Origin of the sequence: Photorhabdus sp. RM322S (assembly GCF_042879395.1) — a bacterium.
Lineage (GTDB): Bacteria > Pseudomonadota > Gammaproteobacteria > Enterobacterales > Enterobacteriaceae > Photorhabdus > Photorhabdus khanii.
On record NZ_JBHFKW010000061.1, the window covers coordinates 1 to 17,407 of the forward strand.

At 44.6% G+C, this 17,407-nt stretch carries 12 protein-coding genes and 2 pseudogenes; 8 read left to right on the top strand and 6 right to left on the bottom strand.

The genetic code is table 11. From position 1 onward, the window contains the following. Positions 1–1,306: 1,306 nt before the first annotated feature. From ACGF63_RS21340 to ACGF63_RS21355, 4 genes and pseudogenes are all read left to right on the top strand, one after another. Positions 1,307–1,378, top strand: a pseudogene (locus tag ACGF63_RS21340) (hypothetical protein); the annotation flags it as partial. A gap of 189 nt (positions 1,379–1,567) precedes the next feature. After that, positions 1,568–1,675, top strand: a pseudogene (locus tag ACGF63_RS21345) (type VI secretion system tube protein Hcp); the annotation flags it as partial. Between the two features lie 110 nt (positions 1,676–1,785). After that, on the top strand, positions 1,786–2,772 hold the full coding sequence (locus ACGF63_RS21350) for a T6SS immunity protein Tli4 family protein (protein ID WP_152961585.1): 987 nt from the start codon (positions 1,786–1,788) through the stop codon (positions 2,770–2,772). A gap of 122 nt (positions 2,773–2,894) precedes the next feature. Beyond that, complete coding sequence (locus ACGF63_RS21355; protein ID WP_152961586.1) at positions 2,895–4,202, top strand: hypothetical protein; 1,308 nt, start codon at positions 2,895–2,897, stop codon at positions 4,200–4,202. Positions 4,203–4,333: 131 nt separating this feature from the next. On the opposite strand, the gene ACGF63_RS21360 is transcribed toward ACGF63_RS21355, so the two are convergent. The 6 genes from ACGF63_RS21360 to ACGF63_RS21385 all read right to left on the bottom strand — a co-directional run bounded on the left by ACGF63_RS21360 (position 4,334) and on the right by ACGF63_RS21385 (position 8,846). Continuing rightward, on the bottom strand, positions 4,334–5,008 hold the full coding sequence (locus ACGF63_RS21360) for a helix-turn-helix transcriptional regulator (RefSeq protein WP_387633059.1): 675 nt from the start codon (positions 5,006–5,008) through the stop codon (positions 4,334–4,336). A gap of 9 nt (positions 5,009–5,017) precedes the next feature. Then, on the bottom strand, positions 5,018–5,188 hold the full coding sequence (locus ACGF63_RS21365; RefSeq protein WP_387633061.1) for a hypothetical protein: 171 nt from the start codon (positions 5,186–5,188) through the stop codon (positions 5,018–5,020). Between the two features lie 645 nt (positions 5,189–5,833). Beyond that, positions 5,834–6,499: a LuxR C-terminal-related transcriptional regulator gene (locus ACGF63_RS21370; protein ID WP_387633063.1), complete on the bottom strand. Its 666-nt coding sequence runs from the start codon at positions 6,497–6,499 to the stop codon at positions 5,834–5,836. A 24-nt stretch (positions 6,500–6,523) separates the two neighbouring features. Beyond that, positions 6,524–7,210 carry a LuxR C-terminal-related transcriptional regulator gene (locus ACGF63_RS21375; RefSeq protein ID WP_387633065.1) on the bottom strand — a complete coding sequence of 229 codons (687 nt, stop codon included), beginning with the start codon at positions 7,208–7,210 and terminating at the stop codon, positions 6,524–6,526. A gap of 218 nt (positions 7,211–7,428) precedes the next feature. Next, positions 7,429–8,115 (bottom strand): helix-turn-helix transcriptional regulator, encoded by a 687-nt coding sequence (locus ACGF63_RS21380; protein WP_387633066.1) that lies wholly within the window; start codon positions 8,113–8,115, stop codon positions 7,429–7,431. Positions 8,116–8,150: 35 nt separating this feature from the next. Beyond that, positions 8,151–8,846: a PAS domain-containing protein gene (locus ACGF63_RS21385; protein ID WP_387633069.1), complete on the bottom strand. Its 696-nt coding sequence runs from the start codon at positions 8,844–8,846 to the stop codon at positions 8,151–8,153. A gap of 999 nt (positions 8,847–9,845) precedes the next feature. Here ACGF63_RS21385 and ACGF63_RS21390 point away from each other — a divergent pair. The 4 genes from ACGF63_RS21390 to ACGF63_RS21405 form a co-directional block, all read left to right on the top strand. After that, the gene (locus ACGF63_RS21390; RefSeq protein WP_021326462.1) at positions 9,846–10,058 is read left to right on the top strand and encodes a helix-turn-helix transcriptional regulator; all 213 of its coding nucleotides are present in this window, start codon (positions 9,846–9,848) and stop codon (positions 10,056–10,058) included. 740 nt (positions 10,059–10,798) lie between these two features. Then, positions 10,799–12,721, top strand: a complete 1,923-nt coding sequence (locus ACGF63_RS21395; RefSeq protein ID WP_051477138.1) for a type VI secretion system tip protein VgrG — start codon at positions 10,799–10,801, stop codon at positions 12,719–12,721. A gap of 39 nt (positions 12,722–12,760) precedes the next feature. Continuing rightward, complete coding sequence (locus ACGF63_RS21400; RefSeq protein ID WP_070974836.1) at positions 12,761–13,210, top strand: DcrB-related protein; 450 nt, start codon at positions 12,761–12,763, stop codon at positions 13,208–13,210. 19 nt (positions 13,211–13,229) lie between these two features. Then, positions 13,230–17,407, top strand: a 4,178-nt coding sequence (locus ACGF63_RS21405; RefSeq protein ID WP_387633068.1) for an RHS repeat-associated core domain-containing protein, incomplete at its 3' end; no start/stop codon positions are given.

The following is a 17,407-nucleotide window of genomic DNA, read 5'->3' on the forward strand; positions in this document are numbered from 1 at the left end:
TGCAGCGGCTGGATTGCAGTCAGGTAAATTAAAAGATAACTCGTGGCCCTGACCAACGGGTTGCTGCACTTATCCATCGTACTCTCTCTTTTCTTAAGTTAATTGGGCTTCGTTGATAAAACGGTAATCTTTCCATAGGAAATATTGATAATTTAATAGTGTCATAATTGAACTATTCTAATGCGTGATTAATTATCTGTCTGAATTGATGGTGTGAAATGTGATCAATGTTGGGTTATTTAATCCTGACAATGGGGAATGAGATATATTAAATGCTAGAAAGTGGTGATAAAGCTGGAGATGTTAAATGGGGGACGGAACGATGGCGTTGGCAATGAATTGTGAAGCGAAGGCGGTGTGATATCAGTGATATTGCAGGAATAGCAAGCGATTATCGACGGCGATTGGCGGCTATTATTATTAAATTAAATGTATTAATAATGGCCGGATATTTCTTCCCAAGTAAAATGAAGGTAAAGAACCTGCCAATTTGCGTTAATTGTTAAACCGATAACAAGCGTGGCGGGTGTTGCTCTCTTTATTGAAAAGCAAGTTATCTCTATTTTATGGAATTCTTATATTTTTATAATTATTATCACCATTTAGGGGGCTGTAAAGATAAATATATCTTTTTATCTGAGCCTCAACATGGTCGATATTCTGTAAAATATCATGAATAATATCCTTATTAATCCATTGCTTCTGACTATTTCTATCACGTCTTATCCTGCATTACAGAATTTATTCTCATTCGCATTAAACGCATTTCTTTTTTTCTACTTCTTCTACTAAGTACTTAACCTATTATGCTGTGAATATAAAAATGACTTTAACGGTATGAAATATTCATAACTAATTGAAAAATAATAAAATAGATAAATTTCTATCACTTTATAAAAATAAAAGCAATATTTTTTTGAAAAAAATGACATATCGTTTGGTTTATGTTTATATATTGTGTGTTTTTTATATGATATGTTGGTTTTTATGACTGATTATCTTTGTGCAAAAAGTGCTATAGGATAAAAAATGTCTTGATTTTATATAAAACTGTTTAGAAAATCACCTTTCCTAGGAAATGGCCTGTCTGGTAAATTCATTTATTTATTGGCACGGGCATTGTCGGTTTTCTCTTATTTGCTGCCCGGTTAACTGCCTGCTCTGAAATATCTGAATCCGGTTTTTTGTTTCTGAATTGCGTTATGGCATAACCATCATGCCATTCATTCTATCTGTATTGTTTAAGGAGTTGCTTGTGGCACAGAGTTTTCAAAACGAAATTCCCAAAGCGCGTATTAATATCGATAAAAAAACCATGGAAGAAGTAGCTGCGATTAAAAACATCGGTAGCTACTTTGATCGCGCTGAATACATCGAGTGACAAGCGTTCCGCGACAGCGATGATGCCGGTTATATTTATTCCAGGTTTCTCAGATACCAAAAGCCAAGGGGTAACAACGTGAAAATTGATCGTCTGTTATGGGTGACATGGACCATAGCGAAACAGACCACCTGTTTTCAGTGTGGGGTTGGGCTGACTGGATGAGAGCGGCAAAGTGCAAGCGATAAGCTGGACAACGTGAAGGTGGTAAAAGTGGCACCGCTGATGCATGACATCAAAGCCCTTGCTAAAGAGAAACACAACCATCTGAAACGCGTTGAGTTCCGCTATGAAAATCATAAAAACATTATATATCATTACCTTATGGGCCTCGGTATACGGTTATGGGCGGTAGCGTACCTCTAAATTTTATTAATTCAATCTTAACCAAAAAGGAAAATAAAATGAAAACTGCAATATTAGCAAATATGCAGACCCGTTGCGTTGGGCGTTATCTGATTGATATTCCCTTATCATTTGAAAACATCATCAATACTGGGATATTTATTGGTGATGTAAGAATAGAAACCAAGCGTTTGCATTTATCCACATTTGAACAGTGGATACAAATAAGGGAGCAGAAATTAAGGGTGACCAGAACTGCCGATCCGAAAGATCTGCCCTTTTTAAAAAAGGTTCATCATCTCCAGGGGAACTTATACGGTGTTATTTTTGACAGAAATAACAATGTCAGTGAACCCGGCTTCACCCGAATATTAGAAGCCCATTTATATGATAATGGTGTGGCTTTTGTTATAAAGATGAAATTTACAGAAATTTCAGATGACAAATACAGTTATTCAAGAAATATTTATATAAAATCTGGAATGGACGAAAGCCAATATAAAATGCTTTCTCAAACCTTGGACAAAATGCAAAGGCTTCTTTCCAGAATCAGTGGCAGAAAGGATAGAGAAATTCCGACAATGGCAGGGATCTGTATCCCTGATGGTTTTATTGCCAGTCATGATAATGATGATGAGAAAGTGAATATGACTTTTGCCTATCAGGGAGATGAGAATGATCATTTCACATTCGGTATTGAAATAATTAATGACCTTAAAGAAGATACTCTGCTTGAACGTATTGGTGAAGTTGAAAGGGATTGGTTCATTAATTGTGGCAGGGTAATAAGAAACGGGGAAAGAGAAATAAACGGCATTCATGGGGAAGAGTTATTAGCCTTAGGTCTGCAACCTTTTGATAGTAATCCTCGGTATCGATTTGATTTTATTATAAATGATATGGTGGTGGATGAGGAAAAAGTTTGTGTTGGTATTATGTTAATGAATTACCAGTTACCTTCGCCGCCATATACCGAAGATGAACTGATCACGTTTTGGGATGCAATAACGAAAACCTTTCGTAAAAGACCGGGTGCTTGCGGATAGCGATAAATGTAATTAAATACAGAATATCATTATATCTATCATTATTTTTAAGATGGTGGAGCTAATTAGTGCGAAAAAGTATTTTCGTTAATTCAATGAGCTATAAGGAATTTATTTTTATTATGAACAATATTGTGACTAACGCTTTGCAGTTGCCTGCCTGGTATCCGCAAGCTTTCTCTCATTTGGGGGCAGAGGAGTATGCCATTGTATGCCAAATCTGGCAGCGTGAACCTGTGCTGCGTGAACTGGCGGCTGAACTTGATAAATATCATCCACCGAAGGAAATGCGTTGCACTCCCAGTGGAAATCATGAAGTCAGGTTCATGAGACTGATGGAGTCTACACATCCGGATCACTATTGTCGTTTCTGTCAGTCTCACCACTCTTACTATTCCGGCACACCATTTCATCAACTTGATCATAGTCAGCATGCCCGTTTATACGCGGTTTTGGTAACGCTCTGGGGCTGTTGGCATATTGAAGAGGCGATTTGGATAAGTGGTTGTTATTATAGGAAATCCTGGAGGGGCTACTGCCAGCGGTTGAAGTCGGTTCTGATGCTGATTGGTAAACGTCCGGTGACACTGTATCCCCGTTATTTGCTGGGTTTCATGCCGGGCCAGCAAGGAGTAGATTGCCCGGCATGCCGGTCATCACGATTAAGCTACGCTGAGGAGATGCCTGCGGGCAACCCAATGATTCACTGTGAAGCGTGCCAGCATCAATTTGTGCTCTATCCGGAAATTCCCAAGGGTATTGATCCATTTGCAGAGAAAAGGCCGGATGATAGGGTACCGGTGCCGGATTGGTTCCAGCGGTTATTTGCGCATACCACGCAAGCGCAATACCAGCATTTAAGGTCTGTCTGGCAAAGAGAGCCGGTACTGCGGGTGCTGGCTGATCGTCTGGATGAACAGAATCCGCTCTTGGGCGGGGTATATGAGTGTCCCTGGTGTGGGAATCGGCGTTTGACAACCTACGTTAGGGAGCATCACCATGATGAATATTATTGCCGGGCCTGTGATAAGACGTTTTCTGCCAGTGCCGGCTCGATATTTTATCGGTTGCAGGAGAAATATTACTATCGCCTGTATTCCGTGTTGGTCATGTTGTGGACACAGTGGCGACCTACGCAAGCTTTGGCAATAGGTAAACTGCGAAAATTGGAGGTATTTAACTACTATCGTAAACGGCTACAGCCGCTGTTTGATGAGCTGGGCAATCAGCTTATTACACCGTATCCCCGGTATATGTTAGGATTTAAGCCTGGAAAGCAGGGGGTTTGCTGCATTCATTGCCAGTCTTTAAATTTGGATATCGTGGGAGTAGTCACCACCCCGAATAATCCCAAGATTAGTTGTCTGGATTGTGGCAGTAAGTTTAGGTTGCATGTTTGGCGCTGGCAGTTTTTACCTGATACACCCTAATATGCCGTTCGATCCCTTTTATCAAAATGGAGTCGATATATTGTTTCAGCGGTAGCCTTATTAATCAATTAAGGCTGCCGCAGTTATTATCGGTAATTAAAAATCATGTTAATAGTTTGACAATCCGATTTTTAAGTTAATAAAAATTTTTCTGGTACATAATGATGAAAGTTATTAGCCAGACAGTATTCTTCTAATTGTTTGCTGGAATTAATACCTATCTTGCTATATATCCGGGATATATATGTTTTAACAGTACGATGAGCAATATTCAATCTTTGTCCAATCTGTTTTCTGGTGTATTTTTGTAAAAAGAAGAAAATAATATCCCACTCGCTTTGAGTAAAAAGATCTGTTGGTGGTTGGAGTATAATGGATGAGGGTAGTTTTTTATGATATTGATGTAATTGGGTTAATGAATACTCTTTGGCTTCCCATGCATGGAAAAGGATCCCGATACTTTCGTTTTCATCATTATATAGTGGATATTTTTCGCAAAAATAAGATGACAGAAATGTATCTTTTCTATACTGATGTGTTTCAAGTGAACATACTCTTTGTCCTCTTGTTATTACATTTTTATCATGATCCATGAATTCCTTGGCAAACTCAGCGCCATTCCAGGGGATTTCAGCGTCAAAACATCCTTCGTAATCAAATGAGTCTGGAAGATTTTGAAGATACTTAAATGCCAGGTTGCCATAAGCCCAGCATGAATTTTGATCTTTTATCCCCCAGGGCTCATTACTTTGCTGTGTTGTGTTAATGATTTGAGGTGAGACAATTAGCTTATTGGTTTTGCTCATGATTAAGTCCTATAATATCATATCGAAATCTTCAGGAAGGTTGAATAGTTGATAAAAAGCAGGATTGGCATAAATAAATCTTGATTGTAGATCTTTGGTTCCCCAAGGTTTATCATTTCTCTCCCACGTTTGAGTTAATTGTGGTGTGATATTGCTGGGATTTTTTCTTATATTTGACATAGTTACTCATAAATCTTTATTTAAATTATTATCTAAAATTTTTGTTTGTCGATTACGCTTCAAGTGAACCTATCTATAATAGAAGAAAATAACTTTCTCGTCAAAAAACGTATGTTTATTAATTGATTTTTTACTATTTAATAATGTAATTTTAAATTTAAATGAATATAACTATAAATATTATTTATACGGAAATTGTTTTGAGTTTTTATTGAGTAAATAGCCCGAGGCTGTTGCTGTGCTCTCTTCTACACCTGATATTGGACATATTTTAGTGAGAAAGTATATGTTATCAACGATAAATAAGTGTAGATTATACCTAGAATTATCAGCATCCTCGTTATTGTCAATTGATGAATAATTATTTTCCCTAATGCTTAATAGCTGTTTTGCTAAACTATTTTATTTACTCTTATCTGTAATAAAGAGCAAATCTGGGCAGTGTTTTGAGAAAAGTGGTAATTTTTAAATACATTTTTAATGTGGATAGAAGGGTGAGTGAAGCGAATCACCCCTCATATGCTACATGTATGTTCCTGTGTGCTGCCCGTGTTTACTCTTCATTATAAGAACGGCCTGCAACAATGACGTCTATTAGGATAGACTCTAAGTTTCATTGTCAAGAGTCATTTGATAATACGATTTCTAAGACAATAAAAATCTCTCTGGTACATAATGATGAAAATTATTCGCCAGACAGTATTCTTCTAATTGTTGACTGGAATTAATACCTATCTTGCTATATATCCGGGATATATATGTTTTAACAGTATGATGAGCAATATTCAATCTCTGTCCAATCTGTTTTCTGGTGTATTTTTGTAAAAAGAAAAAAATGATATCCCATTCACGTTGAGTAAAAAGATCCGTTGGTGGTTGGAGTATAATGGATGAGGGTAAATTTTTATGATATTGATGTAACTGGGTCAATGAATACTCTTTAGCTTTCCATCCATGGAAAAGGATCCCGACACATTCTCTTTCATCATTATATAATGGGAATTTTTCTTGAAAATAGGATGATGGAATTTTATTTTTCCCATATATATGTGTTTCAAGGGAACATATTCTTTCTTCTTTTGCCATTACAGTTTTATCATGATTTATGAATTCTTTTGAAAATTCAGCTCCATTCCAAGGGATTTCATTGTCATAAAGCCCTTCATAATCAAATGAATCTGAAAGATTTTGCAGGCGTTTAAATGCTGTATTACCATGAATAAAGCATGAAGAACTATCTTTTACTCCCCATGGCTCATTGTTTATTTCCATTGTGTTGATAATCTGAGGTGATATTTCATAGCTCTTCATAAAAACTCCGTGATAGTTTGAAATTTAAAGAAACATGCTACTTTCTGGGTGCACAAATCTTTCTGGCACATAGAGATCATAATCATTGAGGCGACAATATTCTTCCAATTGATAACAGGAATTAACGCCAATTTTTTTATATATCCGAGCTATATGGGTTTCAACTGTGCGATAGGAGATATCTAGCATCTTGCCCATTTGTTTACTGGTATACTTATGCAAGGAGAGGAAAATAATATCCCATTCCCGTTGAGTAAATAAGTCAGTGGGTGGTTGGAACATAATAGATGCAGGAAGTTTACCATGATATAGACGGGTTAATGAGAAATCTTGAGCTTCCCATCCATGAAAAAGTACTCCTATACATTCTTTTTCATCGTTATATAGTGGATATTTTTCGAAAAAATATGATGACAGAAATTTATCTTTCCCATATATATGCGTTTCAAGTGCACATATTCTTTTTTCTTTTTCCATTACATTTTTATCGTGAATAACGTATTCTTGTTTAAATTCAGCTCCATCCCAGGGGAGTTCGTCATCATATAATCCTTCATAATCAAATGAATTTGAAAAATTTTGAATAATTTTCAACCTTGAATTACCAAAAATCCAGCATGAGTTCTGATCTTTGATCCCCCAGGGCTCATTACTTTGCTGCATTGTATTAATGACTTGAGGTGAAATAATTAGCTTATTAGTTTTACTCATAATTAAATCCTATTGTATAGTTAATGGGCAATCGTTTAAATTTATAATTCCCTATTGGTAATACATTATGAATGAATTTTTTTCGCAGAATTGCTGTAAATAAATAAAGAATGAAGAACTATCTTTCACTTCCCTCGGTTCATTGCTTATTTCCATTGTGTTGATAATCTGAGGTGATATTTCATAGCTCTTCATAAAAACTCCATGATAGTTTGAATTTAAAGAAACATGCTGCTTTCTGGATGTACAAATCTTTCTGGCACATAGAGATCATAATCATTGAGGCGACAATATTCCTCCAATTGATAACAGGAATTAACGCTAATCTTTTTATATATCCGTGCCATATGGGTTTCAACTGTGCGATAGGAGATATCTAACATCTTGCCCATTTGTTTACTGGTATACTTTTGCAAGGAGAGGAAAATAATATCCCATTCCCGTTGAGTAAATAAGTCAGTCGGTGGTTGGAACAGAATAGATGCCGGAAGTTTACCATGGTATAAACGGGTTAATGAGAAATCTTGGGCTTTCCAGCAATGTAAAAGGATCCCGACACATTCGCCTTCATCATTATATAATGGAAATTTTTCCTGGAGATAAGATGATAGAAATTTATCTTTCCCATACATATGCGTTTCAAGTGAGCATATTCTTTTTTCTTTTTCCATTACATTTTTATCGTGAATAGCGAATTCTTGTGCAAATTCAGCTCCATTCCAAGGAAGCTCATCGTCATAAAGCCCCTCAAAATCAAATGATTTTTGGAAATTCTTGAGAGACTTTAATGCTTGGTTGCCATAAATAAAGCATGAATTCTGATCTTTGATCCCCCAAGGTTCATTACTTTGCTGCATTGTATTAATAACTTGAGGTGAAATAATTAGCTTCTCAGTTTTGCTCATAATTAAGTCCTATTGCACAGTTAATGGCTAGTGGTTTAAATTGATAATTCCCGGCTACCAACAGTGAAAAATCTTTCAGGAACATAAAGGTGATAGTTATTTTTCTTGCAGAAATCTTCTAATTCCATATGGAGTGGTAAATTGAATTTCTGATAAATAGACTGAATATGATTAATAACATCTTCTGTACTGATCATTAATTCTTTACTGATGCTTTCTTCATCTTGTGAACGCAGAGTCAGAAAAATAATCTCCCACTCAGTCTGCGTCAGTATGTTATTAGGTGGTATAAATTGCAGGGTTGACGGCGATGTTTTTTCATAATAGGAAGAAACAGAAAAATCTTGGGTTTTGTACATATGTAAAATAATCCCCATGCAATCACCCTTTTCATCACAAAGGGGATATTTGTCACAAAGATAGGTTTGTTTAACTTTATGTTCTCCAAGCAGATGGGTTTCCAGTGAAGTGACCCGTTGCATAGTTTGAATCGCTTTTTGATCCTGACGGTAGAATTCTTCTGCACATTTGGCGATAGGTAAGGGTAATTCATCGGCAGAAAGCCCTATAATATCGAAATCTTCAGGAAGGTTAAGTAGTTGATAGAAAGCAGAATTAGCATAAATAAATCTTGATTGCAGATCTTTAGCTGCCCAAGGCTCATTACTTCTGTCCCACATTTGAGTTAATTGTGGTGTGATATTACTGGGGTTTTTTCTGATGTTTGACATAACAGCTCCTAAATCTTTATTTAAGTTATTATTTGAAACTTTTGTTTGCCGATTACGCTTCAAGTGGGCCGTTATATAATAGAAGATAATAACTTTCTCGTCAAAAATCGTATATTTATTAATTGATTTTTTACTATTTAACAATGTGATTTTAAATCAATAAAAATATAACTATATTTATTATTTTATACGAAAATTGTTTTATGGCTTGTTGAAGAAATAGCACGAGGCTGTGGTTGTACTCGCTGTTGCGCCTGATATCTGGCGTCTTTTAGCGATAAAGCGTGTGTTATCAACGGTAGATAAGTGCAGATTGTGTCCGAAGTCATCTGTAGCCTCTTCAGTTGTTAATGGATAAATAATTATTTGTCCTAATGCTTGATAGCCATTTTACTAAGCTGTTTCATTTACTCTTATTTGTAATAAAGAGCAATTATTAACCGTGTTCTGAGGAAGACGATAGTTTTTGAACACATTTCTAATGTAACCCGAAGAGCAGGATAAGCAAATTACGCCTCTTGTATTAAGTGTATATTTAGGGTTTTAAACACTATCTGTTTTTACTGTTTATTTAAAAGCATGTTTTGCAGCAATTATTTTTATTGAAATAAGTAGTAAATACTTAATGGTGAGGCTAATATAAGAATTGCAATATGTACACCAATTGGTTGTGATAACTCAGTATGCGTCATGTTATGCAATTAAATGATCACTTTAAGCGGTTCATTGAAGTATTTATTACGATACCAATTCGTGTAAGAATAATTAAACTTCTGTACCTGGATGTAATATTTCAAACAACAATCATCTCTCTTTCTATATCGGAGAATTTGCTGTGCTTTGCGGGGTTTGATGTCTTAGCACAGCTATTTTTTTAGTATTCCGCACCAGTGCGGGCCCAGGGGAAAAGCTGTAACAACATAAAAACATTGGTCTGATAAATAGGAAGCGGATATGAGCATAGTACCTTGCATAACCAAACTGAGGAAGGAAGCAGGAATGATCGAAAGACACGATTGGCATAAAGCAGATATTATTGCGGCGCTGAAAAAACGAGGAACATCGTTGGCGGCAGTTTCAAGAGAAGCAGGGCTTGCGTCATCTACTTTATCAAATGTTTTACACCGTCCATGGCCCAAGGGAGAGCGGATTATTGCGACCATTTTAAATTGTGAGCCATCTGAAATATGGCCAAGCAGATATTTTAAGTAAATTATTATCGTAAAAATTTACTTGAACTTTTCATAACAGAGTTAATGAGAAGGGAATTCAATGTCTGAGGTACGAGCAGAATTTTTCACGAATGAAAGTTCTCTTTGTACATCAGGCATGATTTTGATAGGCAGGTTTTCTGCATATATTGAATAAAGTGCGGTGGTATTTTGCAAGGATGAAAATTTATTTATCTTTAAACAAAGAATACAGTCGGATTAAGTGCGGTCGGGTAACATGCTGCACTTATCCGACTCTTCGCCATTATTGGGTACTGATATAATATTGTATTTTTATTTTACGGTGTTAACTGAGTTAAACCGGCGATCGCCTTTTCAAGATACTGACGATGGCAACCTAAAATCATTAAACATAAACACGATACAAAAAATTTCGTGATATATGTCACGTTTTTAAGATTGATCGGATATTAATCAATCGAACAAACAAGACACAGTCAATTTTTTGTTATATTTTACCGATGAGATATTAAACAGATAAAACTACGCATTATTTGTCGTGACTCTCTCTTTGGTAACCGATGGCATAGCAGCCCAGGTTACCTGTTCAATGCAGGTTATCAACAAGACTATCAGCAACAGACTGCTAGCAGCCTCATTGGCTTAATGTTTTTCCCCAAGGGGGTCTCTTTAACCCCTTGATGATTATGACTACACGCAAAAAACCGCCGGACCGAGGGTCTGTGCGTTGAATATCCTCATGAAAAATAAGGGGGCGTGATGTCATTGCAGAAAAATCAACCCAGGCCATCTGGTGCCAAACACCTTGCCGACCGGCTAAAAACGCAAAGTGCCAGCGGCTTACAATTTACCCTCACTGCCGGTGGATTACCGCCTGAAACCTTTGTCGTCGCCGGCTTTTCACTGAATGAAGCTTTCTCCACCCCCTTTAAGCTGGCGGTCAGTTTAGCCAGTGCCGACCCGGCCATTGATTTCGCCGCGGTCCTCGATAGCAGCGCTACCTTGTCCATCCTGCGTGCAGGCAAAATCGAGCGTACCGTCACCGGCATGGTCGCCAGCTTTGTTCAGGGCAATACCGGGAAACATCAAACCCGCTACGAGATGACTCTCTATCCCGATATGTGGCGCACCACCCTGCGCCAGAATTCACGGATTTTTCAGCGGCAGGATATCAAAACCATTCTCACCACCCTGCTCAAAGAGAGCGGCGTACGGGATGTGATATTCCGCCTGCGTTACTCACACCCGGAACGGGAATTCTGCGTTCAGTACCGGGAAACCGATTTTGATTTTCTGCAACGGCTGACCGCCGAAGAGGGCATTTTTTACTTCTTTGAGTTCAACGAGAATAAAAACACCCTGGTGTTTGCCGACGTTGCGGGTGCCCTCGGCGAAGGCCCGCTATTGCCTTACCACCCCGATGAGGCAACTCAGGCCCAGCAATTATGCGTCACCACCCTGACCCGGCAGGCTCAGGTGCGCCCGGCCACCGTGGAGTTGAAAGATTACACCTTCAAAAATCCGGTCTGGGCTGCTGAGTTTCGGCATCATATGCGGGAAAAAAACCTCCAGCACACCGGCTATGAACACTTTGACTTCCCCGGTCGCTTTAAAGACGAACAGCACGGTGCCGATTTTACCCGCTATCGGCTGGAAGCCCTGCGCAATAATGCCCTGACCGGCTATGGTGAAAGTAACGACGCCGCTATGCAGCCGGGCGTGCTGTTCACCCTGGTCAACCATCCCCGTGATGACCTCAACCAACTCTGGCAGTTGATCCGTGTCTCTCATACCGGCCACCAGCCACAAGCGCTGGATCAGGCCACCGGGGATACCGGCACCATCATGAGCAACCAGTTCACTTTTATCCCATATCACCAAAACTGGCGTCCAATGCCACAATCCAAACCGGTTATAGATGGCCCACAGATAGCCAAAGTGGTTGGCCCGGCCGGGGAAGAGATCTTCTGTGATAAATACGGTCGTATCCGGCTGCAATTTCTGTGGGACCGTTACGGTCAGAGTGATGACAACAGCTCGTGCTGGATACGGGTAACACAACCGTGGGCCGGTCAGGGCTGGGGCATGCTGGCGATCCCGCGTGTCGGTCAGGAGGTGGTGGTGGACTTTCTCAACGGCGACCCGGACCAGCCGATTGTCACCGGGCGCACCTATCATGCCAATAACATCCCGCCGGGAACCTTACCGGGCAGCAAAACCCAGATGGCCCTGCGCTCAAAAACGCACAAGGGCGAAGGTTACAACGAACTGCGCTTTGAGGATGCCAAAGGCAGCGAAGCCCTGTCGCTGCACGCTCAACGGGATATGCATACCCGGGTGAAACATCGCCAGACACTCACCGTGGAAGCCGCCGACCGTGAGATTACCGTGACGGCCGGTGATGAAAACACCGTCATTAAACAAGGTAACCTCAAGGAAACCATCTGCCAGCTGCGCAGCACCGAAGCCAATCAGGTCCAGGTCAGGGCCAAAGCCGGTAAAGCCGGCGACGGCACTCAACTCTATGAAGCCGGTGACAATATCACGCTGACGGTCGGCGCGGGAAAAATCGTGATGACCCAGGAGAGCATCAAACTCTTCTTCGGCGGCGAGGCCAACAGTATTGAAATCAATGCCAGCGGCGTCATTGTGCTGGGCAGCAACATCAATATGAACAAGTAACCCGGCCCCTCAACACCTTAAGATGATCAGGACCCCACCATGACCCAGGAAACCCGCTTCATCCCGTTTCACTTCAATGCCGGCACAGTGAAGGTGCCCCACGACTGGCAGGATGTCAGCCTGTTAGTCCTCAGCAGCGACGGGGATCACCACGGCAGCAGCTTCACCCTGTCCCGCGATACCCTGCCCTGGGGACTCGATTTTACCCAGTTTGCTGAACGGGAAATCCACTCACTCGGCCAGACACTGAAAAACTATCAGGCCATCGCTCAGGAAACCGGCGAGCTGAACGGCATCACCACCGTCACCTCAGAGTTCACCTGGACTTCGCCCCAGGGCCCGCTGCATCAACTGATGCTGCTGCTGCATCTGCCGGAACAGATATTAATCCTGACCGGCACCTGCGCCGGGACCATGACGCCGGCCCAGCGTGAACAGATGAAGGCCATGATGACCTCATTTCAACCTCGTCCCCACGACAGTGAATAACAGCCGGGAGTGAGTCACCATGAGTTTATTGATGATGGCCTGGCTGGGGGCCGGGGCCGCGCAACGCGCCCACCCCACCGGTGCCGACAGGCAGGGCAACACCCCGCCACAAACCGAAAGCACGTCGTCCGCCGATACCGTGCTCAACTATCTGGAAGGTGAGGATTTTCAATACCATTCGCTGGCGGTGGCGGGCATCTACACCGTCGCTATCGGGGGGGCACCCGCGTTACTCCCGCTGACCGCCGGGGTGGCGGCCGGAAAACTGGGCGCTCACATTGGCAATGAAGTCGGCACGACGGTGACCCACGGGATTATGTCCTTACTCGGCCATCACACCATTGCCACCGAAGGCCATGCACCCGCCCGGAAAGGGGATGTAATCGCCCATCAGAACAAAAGCGCCGCATTGTGGGGCGCGCTGGGCGGGGTTTTGCTGGGGGCACTGGCCGCCGTCGCCATCGGGGCGTTAACGGTGGCGACCGGGGGGCTGGCGTTAGCAGTAGCCGCCGGTGCCGCCGCGGGACTCGTCGGGGGCTATGTTGGCGGGCTGATGAGCGGCGTGGGGGCGGCACTCGGACAATACGGTGCCAATAAGGGCACGATTACCGGGGGCTCACCGAATGTCTTCTTTGCCGGCCAGCCGGTGGCCCGTCAGGGGGATGAAATTGTGTGCAGCGACCACCCCGGTCCGCTGGTGATTGCTGAAGGGGCGAAAACCGTGTTTGCCAACGGCAAACCGATTGCCCGCTTAGGCCACCGCACTACCTGTGACGCCAATATCAACAGTGGGGCGGCTTCCATTGCCGTGACCCCCGAAACCGGTCATGCCCTGACTATCCTGACCGAAAGCAACAAAGACCTGCGCTGGCTGGTTGCCATTGCCGGCGCGCTCCCGCTCCCGCTGGGCAGAAAAGGCCACGCCGGGAAAGTGAAATCGGGGGCAGAGCCCACCCCCTCGGTGAAAAAAACCGGCAAGGCCACCGAGACGACGCCCAGCGCCAGTGACCCGGTGGATGTGGCGACCGGGGATTTCTTACAGGTCTGGCCGGTGCTCGCCCTGCCGGGCCTGTTGCCGCTGGCGCTGAACCGGGTGTATCGCTCGACCGCGCACTTTTCCGGTCTGTTCGGCCCCAAATGGGCGGACGACTGGTCACAACACCTGAGACGGGACGGTGAAGAAACCCATTTCACCGACGCGGAAGGCGTGATTTACACCTTCCACACCCCGGATGAAAACGTTTTCTCGGTCAACCTGTATGCCGGTCATTATCTGCTGTACGGGCAACTGAGCGGTGAACTGCACCTGTTTAACCGCCGCACGCAGCACATCCTGAGTTTTGCTCAGAGACAGGGCGATAAACGCTGCCTGTCCACGATAGCAGACCGCAACGGCAACCGGACCGTGTTTCGTTACGATGAGACCGGGCGTCTGGCGGATATCGTCCATGCCGACAGCGCTGAACTGGTGCTGCACTATGAACATCAGCAACTGACCGCCATTGACTGGCGGCATCAGGGGCAGTGCCAGCGGCTGGTGACGTGTCGCTACGATAGTCAGGGTTACCTGGCGGAATGTGAGTCGTTTCAGTTTAACCACCTGTGGCATGAATACAGCCCGCCGGGCTACATGACCCGCTGGCATGACACCGATAAAACCGATGTGGCCCTGCATTATGACCATCGGGGCCGGATAACGGCGCTCACCACCCCGCAAGGCTACTGGCAGGACCGTTTTGACTATGATGATGCCCACCGGGCGACCACCTATTTTGATGCCGAAGGCGGGTGTACCCGCTACGAATATAACGCTGACGGGCTGGTGACCCGGGAAGTTAACCCGCTCGGCCATGAAACCCTGACCCAATGGGACTTTGGCCACAAAATAGCGGAAACCGACCCGCTGGGCCGGACCACCACCTGTGAATACAGCCCGTACGGGGAACTGATGCTGTTCACGGCCCCGACGGGAGACAGCACCGTTTACCACTACGATGAATACGGTCAGCTAACCCGGCTCACACAACCGGATGGAAAACGCTGGCGATTTCACTATAACGACCGGGGTAATCTGGATGCGGTCACTGACCCGCAGGGCCGGCGGGAAGAGTCCCGGTACGGGGAGCACGGTGAAATCCTGCGCCATGTCCTGCCGGATGGCCGCCGCTGGCATTACCACTATGAACAGCAGCAATTAAGTGAAGTGATTGCCCCGAACGGTGACGCCACCCAACTGGCTGCCGACGGACTGGGCCGCCTCCTGAGCGTCACCGATGCCCTGAATCAGCAGACCCGCTATCACCACAGTGCCTTTCATGCCAGCCCGATGGGCAGTGTCAGTGAAATTCACTTACCCGACGGGGTTCACCAGACAATTGACTATGACCGTGAACGGCGCGTGTCAGCGGTGACCGATGGTGCCGGGCGCACCACCCGGTATACCTATGACGCCTTTGACCTGTTGAGCGGCGTCACCCGCCCGGATGGCACCACACTCACCTTTGCCTACGACAAACTGACCCGCCTGACCGCGGTGACTAACGCCACCGGCGAGACCTACCGTTACACCCGTGACCTGGCCGGGCGGATTATCAGCGAAACCGATTTTACCGGCCGCACGATTCAGTATCAGTACGATAACGCCGGGCGCCGCATTACTGCCCGTTACCCGAACAGGCAATTATTACGCTGGTGCTACACCCCGGAAAACCGCCTCACCCGGCAAGAAGTGTGGCAGGAAGACGATGCGCAGTGTCAACGGGTCTCGGTCACGGAATATGACTATAACGCCACCGGCCAGCTTATCCGCGCCACCAACCCGGATGCGGTGGTGGCATTTGAATACGATGGATCTGGCAACCTGACAGCCGAGACGATTAACGGCCGGACCGTGCGCCACCAGTGGGATACCCTGAGTGGCTTACCGGTTTGCCGTCAGGCGGACACCCTGCCGGACCTGCACTGGGACTATGGGCCACTCGGTCAGGTCACCCGTTTTGGGTTGGCTGGTCACGCACCGCTGCATATTCACTATGACGGCCTGGGACAGGAAACCGTGCGCAGCAGTGACGCCGGTTTTATTCAGGCGCAATATCACACCCCAACCGGGCTGCTGGCCCATCAGGCCGCCGGGCGCAGCTCCGCGCTGTTCAGACAGGCGTTGCAGGAAGCCGACCCGCAGCATCCGCCGTTCGGCAGTGAAGTAAACCGTCACTGGTACTACACACAGGCGCACACTGTTGAGTGTATAAAAGACAGCCGCTGGCAGGAAACCCGTTACGGGTATAACGCCAACGACCAGGTGGTGGCGGCCATCTTTAGCGGCACTTACCGGGCACGGGAAGAGCAGTTCATTTATGACGCTAACCAGAATATCGGTCACTACCAGCGGATACCGGAAGAGCTGGGGGAGCCGGTCCGTCAGGAATACCAGGAATATCAGGCAGGGCAGATGGCCCGTCGGGGAGATAATGCGTTCAGTTATGATGAAAATGGTCGGCGGGTGGAAAAAACCGTGCATAAATACGGTTACCGGTCAAGGACGTTCTGTTACCACTGGGATGCGCATAACCAGCTGACGGAATTTATCACCCCGGAAGGGACCCGCTGGCGTTATCGCTATGATGCCTTTGGCCGGCGTATCAGTAAACGCAAGGAAGTGGACAGCACGCTGGAGGCCACTAACCTGAAACGGTGGCTTGACGGGCTGCCGGACCTGGAACTGAAACCGACGGCGATTATCGGTTACGATTACCTGTGGAGTGGTGACCAGCTAATAGAAGAGACGCCGGTGTATGCCGACGGCACGGTGGGATATGAGCAGAGTATTCACTGGCTGTATGAACCGGGAAAACTGACCCCCTCGGCGCGTTATGAACAGGGGCAACTGCATTATGTGGTCAGTGACCATCAGGGAACGGTGCGGGAAATATGCACAGAAGAAGGAAAAGTGGCGTGGGCGGGCAGGCTGTTCACCTGGGGTGAACCGGAGTTCTGGACCGTCTCAGCCCGGAAAGAGGAAACCGTCAGCTGCAATCTTCGGTTTTGTGGGCAATATGAAGATGAAGAAAGTGGTTTATTTTATAATCGGTTCCGGTATTATTCGCCGGAGACTGGGCAGTATCTCTCGCCTGATCCTATTGGGCTGGAAGGGGGTCTGAACCTGTATGCTTACGTTCATAATCCGGTGTCGTGGAT

Bases quoted from the DNA above. Each gene is read 5' to 3' on its own strand.
- ACGF63_RS21360 (WP_387633059.1), bottom strand. From the start codon at position 5,008: ATGAGCAAAACCAATAAGCTAATTGTCTCACCTCAAATCATTAACACA.
- ACGF63_RS21365 (WP_387633061.1), bottom strand. From the start codon at position 5,188: ATGTCAAATATAAGAAAAAATCCCAGCAATATCACACCACAATTAACT.
- ACGF63_RS21385 (WP_387633069.1), bottom strand. From the start codon at position 8,846: ATGTCAAACATCAGAAAAAACCCCAGTAATATCACACCACAATTAACT.
- ACGF63_RS21370 (WP_387633063.1), bottom strand. From the start codon at position 6,499: ATGAAGAGCTATGAAATATCACCTCAGATTATCAACACAATGGAAATA.
- ACGF63_RS21380 (WP_387633066.1), bottom strand. From the start codon at position 8,115: ATGAGCAAAACTGAGAAGCTAATTATTTCACCTCAAGTTATTAATACA.
- ACGF63_RS21350 (WP_152961585.1), top strand. From the start codon at position 1,786: ATGAAAACTGCAATATTAGCAAATATGCAGACCCGTTGCGTTGGGCGT.
- ACGF63_RS21400 (WP_070974836.1), top strand. From the start codon at position 12,761: ATGACCCAGGAAACCCGCTTCATCCCGTTTCACTTCAATGCCGGCACA.
- ACGF63_RS21390 (WP_021326462.1), top strand. From the start codon at position 9,846: ATGATCGAAAGACACGATTGGCATAAAGCAGATATTATTGCGGCGCTG.
- ACGF63_RS21375 (WP_387633065.1), bottom strand. From the start codon at position 7,210: ATGAGTAAAACTAATAAGCTAATTATTTCACCTCAAGTCATTAATACA.
- ACGF63_RS21395 (WP_051477138.1), top strand. From the start codon at position 10,799: ATGTCATTGCAGAAAAATCAACCCAGGCCATCTGGTGCCAAACACCTT.
- ACGF63_RS21355 (WP_152961586.1), top strand. From the start codon at position 2,895: ATGAACAATATTGTGACTAACGCTTTGCAGTTGCCTGCCTGGTATCCG.